At 41.1% G+C, this 13,201-nt stretch carries 11 protein-coding genes; 3 read left to right on the top strand and 8 right to left on the bottom strand.

Going from position 1 to position 13,201, the window contains the following annotated elements:
• Window positions 1-35 precede the first annotated feature (35 nt).
• The 5 genes from IPZ59_RS09575 to IPZ59_RS09555 form a co-directional block, all read right to left on the bottom strand.
• Window positions 36-836, bottom strand: coding sequence for an anti-sigma factor (locus tag IPZ59_RS09575; RefSeq protein WP_236139623.1), 801 nt, complete (start codon window positions 834-836; stop codon window positions 36-38).
• On the bottom strand, window positions 836-1,369 hold the full coding sequence (locus IPZ59_RS09570; protein WP_236139622.1) for an RNA polymerase sigma factor: 534 nt from the start codon (window positions 1,367-1,369) through the stop codon (window positions 836-838). The genes IPZ59_RS09575 and IPZ59_RS09570 overlap by 1 nt, the downstream gene beginning before the upstream one ends.
• A gap of 93 nt (window positions 1,370-1,462) precedes the next feature.
• The gene (gene lpdA, locus IPZ59_RS09565) at window positions 1,463-2,863 is read right to left on the bottom strand and encodes a dihydrolipoyl dehydrogenase (protein WP_236139621.1); all 1,401 of its coding nucleotides are present in this window, start codon (window positions 2,861-2,863) and stop codon (window positions 1,463-1,465) included.
• A gap of 63 nt (window positions 2,864-2,926) precedes the next feature.
• Window positions 2,927-3,622, bottom strand: coding sequence for a YjjG family noncanonical pyrimidine nucleotidase (locus IPZ59_RS09560; RefSeq protein ID WP_236139620.1), 696 nt, complete (start codon window positions 3,620-3,622; stop codon window positions 2,927-2,929).
• A gap of 11 nt (window positions 3,623-3,633) precedes the next feature.
• Window positions 3,634-4,017 (bottom strand): ArsR/SmtB family transcription factor, encoded by a 384-nt coding sequence (locus IPZ59_RS09555; RefSeq protein ID WP_236139619.1) that lies wholly within the window; start codon window positions 4,015-4,017, stop codon window positions 3,634-3,636.
• A gap of 175 nt (window positions 4,018-4,192) precedes the next feature.
• Between IPZ59_RS09555 and IPZ59_RS09550 the strand changes: the two genes are divergently transcribed.
• Window positions 4,193-4,792: a carboxypeptidase-like regulatory domain-containing protein gene (locus IPZ59_RS09550; protein WP_236139794.1), complete on the top strand. Its 600-nt coding sequence runs from the start codon at window positions 4,193-4,195 to the stop codon at window positions 4,790-4,792.
• Between the two features lie 893 nt (window positions 4,793-5,685).
• Here IPZ59_RS09550 and IPZ59_RS09545 read toward each other — a convergent pair.
• Window positions 5,686-7,080 (bottom strand): aminopeptidase P N-terminal domain-containing protein, encoded by a 1,395-nt coding sequence (locus tag IPZ59_RS09545; protein ID WP_236139618.1) that lies wholly within the window; start codon window positions 7,078-7,080, stop codon window positions 5,686-5,688.
• Window positions 7,081-7,184: 104 nt separating this feature from the next.
• Between IPZ59_RS09545 and pafA the strand changes: the two genes are divergently transcribed.
• Window positions 7,185-8,810 carry an alkaline phosphatase PafA gene (gene pafA, locus IPZ59_RS09540; protein ID WP_236139617.1) on the top strand — a complete coding sequence of 542 codons (1,626 nt, stop codon included), beginning with the start codon at window positions 7,185-7,187 and terminating at the stop codon, window positions 8,808-8,810.
• 236 nt (window positions 8,811-9,046) lie between these two features.
• Here the strand turns inward: pafA and IPZ59_RS09535 are convergent, their stop codons facing one another.
• Window positions 9,047-9,532, bottom strand: a complete 486-nt coding sequence (locus tag IPZ59_RS09535) for a methylated-DNA--[protein]-cysteine S-methyltransferase (RefSeq protein WP_236139616.1) — start codon at window positions 9,530-9,532, stop codon at window positions 9,047-9,049.
• A 1,176-nt stretch (window positions 9,533-10,708) separates the two neighbouring features.
• Here IPZ59_RS09535 and IPZ59_RS09530 point away from each other — a divergent pair.
• On the top strand, window positions 10,709-11,878 hold the full coding sequence (locus IPZ59_RS09530; protein ID WP_236139615.1) for an ATP-binding protein: 1,170 nt from the start codon (window positions 10,709-10,711) through the stop codon (window positions 11,876-11,878).
• A gap of 581 nt (window positions 11,879-12,459) precedes the next feature.
• Here the strand turns inward: IPZ59_RS09530 and IPZ59_RS09525 are convergent.
• Entirely contained in the window at window positions 12,460-13,155 is a 696-nt protein-coding gene (locus IPZ59_RS09525) for an XRE family transcriptional regulator (protein WP_236139793.1), read from the bottom strand.
• Window positions 13,156-13,201 lie beyond the last annotated feature (46 nt).

Here is a 13,201-nt window from a genome sequence, read left to right as displayed (position 1 = left end):
ATTGCCAGCTTTTAAAGCAGTTAAACTAATTTACTTTATGCAACATTCCCGATAACCACCAATTTTTCCAAAGTGGGGCTTTCACTACCACCTTTTGGCTCTATGGTTATTGCAAAAGCTCCTGCGGCCAATACGGATTCCATTTGCTGCAAGGAGTAAGCTTGACCTGGATTAACCAGTCCTATTCCTACAGGGCCAGCATCTCCTATCGCCCATAATTGATAATCCAAATCTTCTGAAAGCGATGCTAACTGATTGACAGAAACAAAAACCTTTGCAGCCGATTGATCCCACCATACATCAACTTTGGCCTCTTTTTGGATTTCAAAAGGCTCGCCTTTCATCGGGATTTTAGTAAAATTACCCGTCAGTAATACGTCTAATTGAGTTTCCGTTTGCTCATAGTTAACCTTAAAGCGATTAAGATCTTCCGCCAACACCGCTTTTTCCTCCAACAATGCCATGAAGCGCTGATCTAAGCTAAAATATTGGCTGGCGAAATAAACAGCCACCCCCGAAGCAAAAACTGCTGCAATACTTGCTGCCACGAAATACGTCTTCCAAGGTTGCAAGGCTATTTCTTTCACTGCAGCTTCCTCCTTGCCTAAAACCTCATCCTCCCAAGTTGCCATCACCTTGGATTTCAATCCAATTGATGGTCCCTTTCCTGTTTGATTATCCAATTGGAAAAAAGCTTCTTCTATTTGATTGAGCTCTTCCCTGACTTCAGGATACCTTGCAGCCATTTCCAAGACCTCGGCTTCTTCTCGCTCACTCAACTCCCCTAAAACAAAGAGTTCGAGCTTTCCAGATGCTATGTATGATTGAATATCCACTATATTTTATCTAATTTCTTTTTTAAAACGACTAAGGCTGCTCTTATCCGGGATTTAACCGTACCCAAAGGTATATCAAATTCTTCTGAAATCTCTGAATGGGTGTATCCCTTAAAATACATACATTCAATAACAAACCGCTGCTCCAAATTGAGGTTCTCCATTAACTCTTTTACACCTAAACCATCGGTAAACTCCTCTGTCCCGCTGCTACCTTCTAATCCATATACGTAGTCATCGATAGTATTGGTCTTACTGTCTTGTGAAAACTCTTTGGAGCGTGTCCGGTCAATGGCAGAATTCCTACAGATATTTGCCATCCAAGTATACAACCGCCCTTTCGACTCATCGTAAGAATCTATTTTCTTGGTGATTTTGATAAAAGCATCGTGAAATACTTCTTCTGCTATTTCTTGATCAGTAATAATTCTACTGATGACCGTAAACAAGGCCCTAGAATAATTATCGTACAGATAATCAACCGTTTTTCGGTCTTTGGCCCGTAAACCTGCTATTAGTTCTTTTTCTTCCAATGGTTAGAATTTTTGGGAAATCCCTTATAAAATAAAAACACAAGGTCAATTGTTTAACCTTGTGTTTCGAATGTACTAAAATTTATTGATTCTTTATAAATGTATCACCTCATCATAGGCCGCAGCTGCAGCTTCCATTACTGCCTCTGACATAGTTGGGTGAGGATGCACTGTCTTGATTAACTCGTGCCCTGTTGTCTCAAGCTTACGAACAGCAACAATTTCAGCAATCATCTCGGTGACATTGGCACCAATCATGTGAGCACCTAATAACTCTCCATATTTTGCATCAAAAATCAACTTCACAAAACCGTCTTTGGCACCTGCTGCAGAAGCTTTACCCGAAGCAGAGAATGGAAATTTACCAACCTTTACTTCATAGCCCGCCTCTTTTGCTTTTGCTTCTGTATATCCAACAGAGGCAATTTCAGGAATGCAATAGGTACAGCCTGGAATATTATTGTAGTCCAAAGGTTCAGGATGGTGACCAGCAATTTTTTCTACACAGATAATCCCTTCTGCAGATGCTACGTGTGCCAATGCCGGTCCTGTAGTTACATCTCCGATAGCAAAATAACCCGGCATATTGGTTTGATAGTATTCGTCAACTTTGATTTTACCACGATCTACCAAAACCCCTACATCTTCCAAACCAATATTTTCGATGTTAGAAACAACACCCACCGCAGAAAGTACTACATCGCACTCCAATACAGATTCGTTTCCTTTTTTATCTTTTACGGTAACTTTACAACCTTTTCCTGTAGTATCTACTGCCGTTACTTCGGTGGAAGTCATGATTTTTACACCATTCTTTTTGTAGATTTTTTCCAAAGTTTTGGAAACCTCTTCATCCTCATTTGGAACAATACGGTCTAAAAATTCGACGATTGTTACCTCGGTACCGATAGAATTGTATACATAGGCAAACTCAACCCCAATGGCTCCAGAACCAACCACAATCATTTTGCTTGGTTTTTCTTCTAGTGTCATTGCCTTGCGGTAACCTACGATCTTTTTATCGTCGATTTTTAATGCAGGAAGTTCTCTTGCACGACCACCGGTAGCAATGATGATGTTATCAGCGGCATATACTGTTGCTTTCCCATCTTTATCCGTCACCTCTACTTTTTTACCCGGCTGTACCTTACCCCAACCCAATAGTTGATCGATTTTATTTTTCTTCATTAAGAATTGAATCCCCTTGGACATACCAGCAGCCACATCGCGGCTTCTTTTGATCATGCCTCCGAAATCTACCTCTGCACCGCTGACTTTAATACCGTAATCTTCTGAATGATTGATATATTCAAACACCTGTGCACTTTTGATCAATGCTTTGGTTGGGATACAACCCCAGTTTAAACAAATACCACCCAACTCAGCAGCTTCTACAATTGCTGTTTTCAAACCCAACTGCGCTGCACGGATTGCGGCAACATACCCTCCAGGACCAGACCCTACTACAATTACATCATATTTTGTTGAAGACATATTCTTAATGTTTGATTTTCAAATAAGCTACGCAAAAATAAGGCTTTTAGGCTGAGAAAAAAATTAAAGAATTCCTTCCAACTCCTTTAAGTGACGAATGGTGTAGGTGGGCTCATATTCAATTCCCTTGCCATGAGGATCAAAATACACATTATCCAAATTAGCCCTGATCGCTCCCAAAATATCTGAATTAGGATTATCCCCAATCATGATCGTGTCTGTATGTTGGATCTTCAACTGATCCAATGCATATTGAAAAATCCTTGGATCGGGTTTTTTATGTCCAGTAGTCTCTGATGTAATCACCAAGTCAAAATAGGGACTTAATCCAGAAGCATCCAGTTTTTTAAATTGGCTTTCATTAAACCCATTGGATATAATATGCAACCCATACTGGGGTTTCAGGTAATCCAAAATCTCAAATGTGTAGGGAAGTACATGATTTTTACTTGAAGTGCGATGCATAAAGTCCGCTTCCATAGCATCGCTTGCCCAGATTTCATCCAGGCCTGCATGCTTAAAAATCAACTTAAAGCGTGTTTCTCTTAAGCCTTGTTTATCGATTTTTCCCACATCATACATGGCCCATAATTTAAAATTTACTGCATAGAATGCTTGGGTAAAATCGTAAGCCGAAGCAAATCCAGATTCTACCAAATGATAAACTTCATAGAGTTCGCTCAAAGACTCCTGAACGTTTCGATCATAATCCCATAACGTATGGTCCAGATCGAAGAGGATGTGGGTGTATTTTTTCAAGAAAGTAACTGTTATTTTCTGTAGGGATTATTTTGGATTTTATTCTTAGCCAACTCCCGGTTGGAATCCAATATTTTGTAAACCTCCTGATCTCGGATGAGGTTCACATCTTTTTGAATAAAAGTGAAAATCTGCACAATAATCTCCAAGGCCTCCTCTAGGATGTAGTAAAAAATCCACTGATCTACCCTCCGACTTCCTACCAATCCTGCGTTTTTTAGATAGTTGAGATGTCGGCTGGTTTTGGTTTGGGTAAAATCCAAAATATGTTCCAAATCGGATATCGACAACTCCTTATTTTCGAGTAATAAATGTAGAATTCTTACCCTTGCTTCTTCTGAAAGGGCTTTAAAAATTCGCATTCCATAACTCAAACTGATATTTTTGAGGCGCATTTGTAACTTTTAACGAATATTTCTGGTTTGAAATTAAGGAATAGAATGTAAATTAGGCTAATATTATGGGAAAATTAGCAATAGCGACCTGACCTATTTTCAACGAAAGATTTATTAAACATTGAGAGTTTATAGTTATCATATCATTACCATCGTATTTTTCGGCTTGTTGTTGATGCAGTCACAGCATTCAGTAGCACAGACTACCAACGAACGGAAAGTCATCCAATTATCCGGTATTATTTTAAATTCTGATAGTACCGATGCAGTGCCAGGTGTTAACGTTTATGTCCCAAAAAAAGGTAGAGGCACCAGTTCGGGCCGGTATGGATACTTCTCCTTGCCAGTTTTAGAAGGTGATAGCGTTATCTTCTCCTTTATTGGATTAAAAAAGCAGTCATTTAAAGTTCCAGATAACTTGGATGATGATAAAATCAGTTTGATTTTAACCATGCAGGTAGATGAGATCGCTTTAGCAGAAATCGAAGTGATGCCTTTCCCCACGGAAGACGAGTTTAAGAGACAAATTCTCGCCATGAACTACGAAGCCCCGATGGCAATTGATACCCGAGGCAATATGAGTCCAGAGACCTTACTACGATGGGCCGAAAATATGCCTGCATCCGGGAACGAAAACATGCGCTACTTCCGGCAAAATCAAGTCATGCAAATCCAAGACCGCTACGGTCCTAGACCATTTACCTTGCTAGATCCATTCGCTTGGAACAAATTTATCCAATCGATTAAGAGAGGAGACTTGAAGAAGAGAGATTAGTAGGGAGAAGCGAGAGGCTAGAAACGAGAGGCTAGACACGAGTGTCATGATCGAGAGATTATAAGGGATAGATAAAAATATATCCTTGCGCGATATAAGTTGTTATATGCCTCTTACCTTTGGTAGACAGGATCGGCGATATATTGGGAGCGTGTTGAATAAAAGATTATTCTAAAAAAACATATCAAATTATTTAAGGACGAGACAAAAGCCAGTCCCGAGAATCGGAGAAGCAAGAGACAAGATACAAGCCAGATTTGTTGTGAAGACATGATCATAGTCTAGTCGAAATAAGGAAGAAATAGTTAGCTACATATCCACATCGACAAACCCAGTGTGGGTTCAGTGATATTGTAAGGGCGTGTATAAAATGGGTTTTTCATATTAAGAGGAAATTTTCACGCAAAGGCGAAAAGCCGCAAAAGTGTAGTCAACTATCAATAGAGAAATAAAACTTTTAATCTACAAAGACAGGTGTAACGCACGAATGCTAGGGCATAAATTTTCAAAAAAAACCTAAATTTGGTCCAATTCGCAGTTTAATTTTCTGTGTTCATCTGTGCAAATCTGTGGATAACACTTTCTTTTGCGATCGTTGCGCTTAATCGTAGCGTACGTTGCGTGCACTATTGTCTCTCGAAAAGATAAGTGATTTTAACTGATTAGGCACAGATTTTAAAAAACTGTTGACTAATAACTTTTAACTTTCCAACTGCTCACTACCCCTCCATTGACGAGGGTTAAAACCCCCGTCTATTGATTTGGTGAATTCTTTAGAAACTTACTTGAAAGATAAGTATAAACTCAAATCCACTAGTGGGTTAAAACCCACAAACGAAAGTCTGAACTTTCATTCTACATTCCTCATTCTACATTCTAAATTACCTCACTGTTCACTGAACTGACAACTTCTGCAACACCCCTTCTTCCTTCATAATCGCTTCGATATCCTCTACTGTCTTCGGTACAAAACCGGATAGATTGAGATGACCGTTTTCAGTGATCAAGATATTGTCTTCGACACGAACACCAATCCTCCACCATTTAGGATCTGTATTACTCCCCTCTGGAATGTAGATTCCAGGCTCTACGGTCAATACAACCCCAGGGACAAATTTCACATTACCTCCACGGTCATGCACATCCAAGCCTAACTGATGCCCAATCCCGTGTGGGAAATACGGATGTCTTTCTCCTTGCTTAATAATGCCTAAGCGTACCAAGCCATCATCAATTACTTTTCGGGACGCCTGCTGCACATCCCGCATATCAGCGCCTGGCTTGCAAGCAGCGATTCCTGCCTCCATAGCTTCCAATACAATCTCATAAATCGCTCTTTCTTCTGGAGAGAAAACCCCCTTCACAGGAACTGTGCGTGTAATATCCCCGGAGTAACCTCTATATTCCGCTCCAATATCCATCAGGAGCAAGCCTTCTTGAAGATTGACCTGGTAATTATCCACATAATGCAAAATCGTGGCATTATTGCCTGCTCCAGCTATCGAGTTATAACCTACGGCTTCTGCACCCATCGCTTTATGAACAAACTCATGAACGCCTTGAATGGCTCTTTCAGAAACACCCGGTTTGATGGAACGCATCGCCTCCATATGACCTTTGCCACTGATTTCAACAGCTTTAGCCAGCAAAACCAACTCCTCTTCCGTTTTCACCACCCTCAAGGCATTCATCAATTCATTAAGATTAGGAGACTTTGGAGCTTCTGTACGAAGGTTCATGCCCTTAAATGTGGCCACCATCTCCTTCAAAGGAGCATTGTAAGATCCCCCTTCAAAGTCACCTATAGGGAACGAAAGGATTTGCTGCATTCCATTCCAGTTGACCGCAGGTTTTTTCATAAAGTCTGCATAAGTAAATGCTACCTCAAAACCTAACTTAGTCTTCACACCATCCACACCCAAGCGCTCACCATCCCACTGCTCTTTGCGAGGATCACGTGGCTGCACGTAGATAATTTCTTTGACCGATTGGCCATCGATTAGCTGAGCTTCTTTAAAAACCACTAAAGCTGCATTGGGCTCACGAAAGCCTGTCAAATAATAAAAATCAGAATTAGGGCGGTATAAAAACTCTGTATCATTTGACCTGTTTTTGACAGGGTTGCTGAAGAATACCGCCACACTATTAGCTGGCATCAAGGCTCGGAGCGCTTCTCTTCTTTCTTGATGAAAAGCAGCCGACAAGCCATCAGCAAAATAAGACTGTGCATCTGTAAAACCCCAACTCATTACAAGCAGGCAAACCGTCAAAAGAAATTTATTTTTCATTCGTGTTCAAATTTGTAGTTTTGAAATATACTATGACTTTTTAAAAAATCTAAATGAATCTATACCTGTGGAAGGTTAAACGAGTGAAAAATCAAAAACAAGCGATGAAAAAAATTATCCTCAGCATATCATTTGCCTTTTATTCATTAATCGGACAAGCACAAGAAGCAGAAAAACCAGCCCTAGTGATCGGATTGGTGGTAGACCAAATGCGCCAAGAGTATTTCTACAAATTTGAAGAGCGCTATACCGAAGGAGGATTCAAACGCCTGATGCGTGAGGGCTTTATGATGAAAAATGCACATTATAATTACATCCCAACGTACACGGGGCCAGGGCATGCATCCGTTTACACAGGAACTACCCCGGCCACTCATGGAATCATTGCCAACGATTGGTATGTGAAAAGTTTGGGAAGAACCATCTACTGCGCTTCTGACAGTACCGTGACCGCGGTAGGTGGATCGGCATCCAATGGGAAAATTTCCCCAAGAAATTTATTGACCACAACCATTACAGACGAACTCCGATTCGCCACCAATAAGCGATCTAAGGTAGTAGGCATTGCCATCAAAGACCGGGGGGCTGCCTTACCTGCTGGACACTTGGGCGATGCGTATTGGTTTGATAGCAAAACTGGGGAGTTTATGACTTCCGACTATTATTATGAATCCCTCCCTACTTGGGTACAGCAGTTCAATGGACGAAAATTGGCTGAAAAGTATCTTTCCCAAACATGGGAACCACTATTCCCTTTGGAAACATATGTGCAGAGTATTGCAGATGATAACGATTTCGAAGGTCCATTTATCGGGATGGATAAGCCTGCTTTTCCATATGATTTGAAAAGTTTGATGGCTGACAATGGAGAATATGGCCTACTTTCCACTACCCCATTTGGAAATTCTCTTACGTGGGATATGGCTTATGCAGCCATTGAAGGGGAGCAGTTAGGCAAAAGAGGCGAAACGGATTTTCTGGCAGTTTCATTTTCCTCTCCTGATTACATCGGGCATAGATTTGGACCAAGCTCCGTAGAGTTGGAAGATAATTACCTTCGGCTGGACAGGGAATTAGAAAAATTCTTGAATTATTTAGATGAAACCTATGGTAAAGGTAATTACCTGATATTTCTAACAGCAGATCATGCTGTAGCGGATATTGTAGAGTATATGAAAAGTGAAAGAGTACCTGCTGGCAACTTCAATACACGGTTTATCCTAACTCAGATGAAAGGTTTCACATCCGAAAAGTTTGGAGAAGGTGACTGGATTCTCAATTTCTCGAATGAGCAGGTATTTTTAAATGATAAACTAGCCGCTGAAAGAGGTATTGCACTAGAGACTATTCAGCGAGAGCTTGCAAGCTTCCTACTCCGATTTGAAGGAATCAAAGAAGTCTATACCGCTACAGATTTAAGAAAAGAAGAATACATCAAAGGAAGAAAAGCCTTATTGCAGATGGGCTACAATCACAAAGCTTCCGGAGATTTATTGCTGATACTAGAACCAGCTTGGCTCAGCAGTTCTTGGAAAGGAACCACCCATGGAACAGGCTACACCTATGACACCCATGTTCCCATAGCTTTTATGGGTTGGAACATTCCTCAAGGAACAAGTACACGCTACGCTAGTATTACAGACATAGCACCTACCCTGGCTATGCTACTAAATATCCGTCTACCCAACGGATCCGATGGCGATCCCATCCACGAAATCTTTACGAAATAAATGCAAAAAAGTAACGAAACCTCTGGAAGCTATTGACGCACTTCATTAGAGGGTTCGTTACTTTTTTAAGACGAATTGAATAATCAAAAGAAATTCTCAAACACGTATCAATACGATTATTTGCTTTCACAAGGCGATAACGTGCGGTTGACGGTCGACTGTGGACTGTGGTCGATTATCTCAATATCCCAATATCCCAATATCAAATATCTTAATATCCAATATCTTACTATCGTTTAATAATTCAGAACAGCCTGAACTCCCACTTTTTCCTTTCTTTCCAATTCTAATAGTTTCTCTTTTCTCCAAATCCCGCCAGCGTAGCCCGTCAATTGTCCGGACTTCCCGACAATCCGATGGCAAGGCATCATGATTAAAATGGGATTGGCACCTACGGCCGTCCCAACTGCACGCACAGCCTGAGGTTTACCCATGCGGTTTGCAATATCTTCGTAGGTAATTGTCTTACCAAATGGGGTGGTATTGATAATCTTCCAGACCTCGTGTTGAAAATCCGTGCCTCCCAAAGCCACAGGGATATCAAATGTGTCCTGTTTCCCTTGGAAGTACAGTCCCAACTGTATACGTATGTCCATTAAGATACCATCCAAAAATTTGTCTGTCAAAGGCTCGTCTGTAAACTGTAATCGAACCAAATATCCGTCCCAGACCTCAACCTTGACATTCCCCAATGGCGTTTCCATCACTGCATCATCTTTCATCTTCGCTCTTGTTTAAGGGTGTGGTAAGCGTATTCAGTATGCCAATTAACTCAACGTGGGTATGTTGTCAAAGGTATAACGGATTTCTGGCATTTTTGTCTATGATAAGGAGTTAAAATTAGTGAAAAGTGGATTAAGTGATTGAGTGATTAGTGGATTGAGTGAATAGTGGATTTAGTGATTGGTGGCTGAGCGAAGTAGAAGCCAGTGAGCAGTTTGGAATTAGGAATGTGGAATGAAGAATTTGGAATGATAGAAAAGTTCACGCCAAGGCGCAAAGCCGCAAAACTAAGGATATCCATCCTAGCACTGAAAGACATCCATGTAAACGCCCCCATGACCTTCACGTTCGTCATTAGATATTTTAATCCAGGTCCCTGCTATGGTTCACGCCACGCCGGCAACGATCGAGCGCCAAGTCCGCAAAAGGATGGTCCACAGATTTCGCAGATTTTCACAGATTTTTTATTTTTCACGCCAAGGCGCAAAGCCGCAAAACTAGGGGATATCCATCATCGCATTAAAAGACATCCATAGGAACGTCCCTCAAGATGCTCACATTCAAAATTTTAACTCAATTTCCTGCCATGGTTCACGCCACGCCGGCAACGATCGAGCGCCAAGTCCGCAAAAGGATGGTATACAGATTTCGCAGATTTTCACAGATTTTTATTTTTACACAATCCCTTTCTTTTCTACGAAGGCCACAGGCCTAGCGGCCCTATGGATACCCGAAGCTATTTCCAATTTACTTGGACATTATTTCAACATTACCTCCACACTATACCCCCAAATCTCTCCATCCAAATGGATAGCTAATCCCAATTATTTCAACTTTATTTCTACCTTATTTCCATTTATTTCCACTTATTTCAATTAGACTAAAATCATCTCTCCAGGACAAAATTGTCTTGATTCTTCATCCTTTTCTTCCTACCCTCCAACCTGGCTCCTCGCTAAAAAGTTATCAATATAACTTTTCTTAACGCCTGCCAGGCGCAGACAGGCTCGGTCCTCCTTCATCCTTTATTTCTAATTTCTAACTCCCTTCCGAGACTTTCCCATCAACCAAATTCCAGTAAAATCAGGAACTACATCTTGAAGTCTCGGACTATCATTTAGATAAAAATTAGAAAAATATGGAATCAGATTCCATATTTTCCGTATTTTTATTTTATGATTGAACGAGCCGCTTCCTCTAAACTAGTGCAACTAGCTTCCATGTTTAAAGCTGTTGCTGTAATTGGACCAAGACAATCTGGAAAAACAACGTTGGTCAAATCCCTATTCCCTAAAAAGCCATATGTTTCTTTGGAAGATCCTGATACTCGAAATTATGCACTGCAAGATCCGAGAGGCTTCTTGGGCAACTACCCTCAAGGAGCCGTATTAGACGAAGTCCAACGAACTCCAGACCTGTTCTCCTATTTGCAGGGAATCATTGATAAAAGTGATGAATCTGGTCAATTCATATTAACCGGCTCCAATAATTTTTTATTGCAACAAACTATCAGTCAAAGCCTTGCCGGGAGAGTTGCCTATTTGCAATTACTTCCTTTCAGCTTGAGTGAACTTTATGGGTCGGACCCACAGAATGAATTGATTGAGGATAAAATTCAGTTTACCGGCTTTTATCCTCCTGTACATGACCGTGGAATTCCACCAACTGATTGGTCCCCAAACTACCTCAGAACCTATGTTGAGCGTGATGTCAGACAAATCAAAAATGTAACAGACCTGATTGTATTTGAGCGATTCATCCGAATACTTGCAGGAAGGACCGGGCAGGAATTAAACATGACTTCATTAGCTGTTGAAGTAGGAGTGGATACAAAAACAATACAGTCCTGGATCGGGATCCTCGAAAGTAGTTTTATTGTATTTCTGATCAGACCACACTATAGAAATTTCAACAAAACAATTACCAAAAGGCCCAAGGTGTATTTTTATGACACTGGATTGGTTTGTTCCTTACTTGGGGTTTTAAAGGAAGATCAGTTATCCATTCACCCATTAAGGGGAAGTATCTTTGAGACCTTCATTGTTTCTGAATTAGTGAAAAAAAGAACTAATGCAGGTAAGGAAGTTAACCTGTTTTATTGGCGAGATAAAACAGGAAGAGAGATTGACATCATCGTTGATGAGGGATTAAACCTTTTACCAGTTGAAATTAAATCCGGAAAAACAGTCACCAGTGAATATTTCAAAAATATTAGTTATTGGATGGAACTGAGTGGAGCCACCAATGGAATCGTCCTCTACGGAGGTGAAATGGACCAAAACAGAAGTAATGGGATTAAAGTATCGAGTTGGAAAAACCTCATAATCGATGGATTTCTAGAGTAATTGAAAGTAATCTATGGCTGAGCGGAGTCGAAGCCAATACTTGGAGGTCAACGGTCGAATTTCAACAGTCAACGGGTTTGGAAGTGGAAATACGAGGACTCTTTTTCATGGAAGAGTTCACGCCAAGGCGCAAAGCCGCAAAACTAGGGGATATCCATCATCGCATTAAAAGACATCCATAGGAACGTCCCTCAAGATGCTCACATTCAAAATTTTAACTCAATTTTCTGCCATGGTTCACGCCACGCCGGCAACAATCGAGCCCCAAGTACACAAAAGGATGGTCCATAGATTTCGCAGATTTTCACAGATTTTTATTTTTACACAATCCCTTTGTTTTCTGCAAAGACCTCAGGACTAGCCGCCCTATGGATGCCCTAAGCTATTTCAAATTTACCTGGACATTATATCAACATTACTTCCACCCCATACTCCCCAAATCTCTCCAGCCAAATGAGTAGCTAATCCCAATTATTTCAACTTTATTTCCACTTATTTCCACTTATTTCAATCAGACTAAAATCGTCTCTCCACAACAAATTTGTCTTATGTCTTGTGTCTAGCATCTCGTGTCTCCCTCCCTACACCATCATCAACCGAAACTTCCACACTTCTCGTACATCCGCTATTGCCACATAAAAGGGCTTATAAATAGGATTGGAGGAACAAAGCAATAGCCGCTCTTTTTCCTTGATCTGATTGTAAGCGAGTTTGAAGGTGACACCGTCCTGCTCGGTGACGATCACATATTTTCCCCCATCCTTGATAGCCAACCAATCGTCCACATACTCACAGACAAGCCAAGCTCCATCAGGAATGGGCAACATGGAATCCCCATCTACCTGAAAAACCCGGTGCTTCTTGTCCTGCGGCAAAAAGGGCAAGGAAAAACGTGGCAATTCCTCAATAAAATCCGGATCCGAAAACCCTGCCAGGTAGGAGGCCTTGGCTTTTTGGGAAACCACCTCGATCAACTCTCTCCCATCTTGGTCCACCGTCGTGCTCAGAATCCGGAGATTGCGACCCCGAAGAAACTGATCCGTCTCCAATACCTGTCTTAGCTTGTACTCCGAAAGAGAAGCCAACTCTTTTCTCAATAAAATATCCACCGATACCCCAAAATAATCGGCAAACTCCAGTAGCTTCTCCAAAGGAGGGGAAATATTGAGTTCGTAACCTGCCAACTTGGACCGACTAATCCCCAAGGCATGGGCGAGCGTCTCTTGCGTCAGACCCTTTTGCTTGCGTAGAAATTTAATATTCGCGTTCAGATACATTTTTCCGTCAATTGCTGTCATGCGTGCACATACACCTTTCAAATAT

This window comes from Mongoliitalea daihaiensis, from assembly GCF_021596945.1.
Taxonomy (GTDB): Bacteria; Bacteroidota; Bacteroidia; order Cytophagales; family Cyclobacteriaceae; genus Mongoliitalea; species Mongoliitalea daihaiensis.
The sequence above is the reverse complement of the archived record's forward strand: the minus strand, read 5'-3'. Positions and strand labels throughout refer to the sequence as shown.

What these genes read in the sequence shown, in the direction of transcription:
- lpdA (WP_236139621.1), bottom strand. Translation starts at nt 2,863, where the DNA reads ATGTCTTCAACAAAATATGATGTAATTGTAGTAGGGTCTGGTCCTGGA.
- IPZ59_RS09530 (WP_236139615.1), top strand. Translation starts at nt 10,709, where the DNA reads ATGATTGAACGAGCCGCTTCCTCTAAACTAGTGCAACTAGCTTCCATG.
- IPZ59_RS09535 (WP_236139616.1), bottom strand. Translation starts at nt 9,532, where the DNA reads ATGAAAGATGATGCAGTGATGGAAACGCCATTGGGGAATGTCAAGGTT.
- IPZ59_RS09545 (WP_236139618.1), bottom strand. Translation starts at nt 7,080, where the DNA reads ATGAAAAATAAATTTCTTTTGACGGTTTGCCTGCTTGTAATGAGTTGG.
- IPZ59_RS09555 (WP_236139619.1), bottom strand. Translation starts at nt 4,017, where the DNA reads ATGCGCCTCAAAAATATCAGTTTGAGTTATGGAATGCGAATTTTTAAA.
- IPZ59_RS09525 (WP_236139793.1), bottom strand. Translation starts at nt 13,155, where the DNA reads ATGTATCTGAACGCGAATATTAAATTTCTACGCAAGCAAAAGGGTCTG.
- IPZ59_RS09550 (WP_236139794.1), top strand. Translation starts at nt 4,193, where the DNA reads ATGCAGTCACAGCATTCAGTAGCACAGACTACCAACGAACGGAAAGTC.
- pafA (WP_236139617.1), top strand. Translation starts at nt 7,185, where the DNA reads ATGAAAAAAATTATCCTCAGCATATCATTTGCCTTTTATTCATTAATC.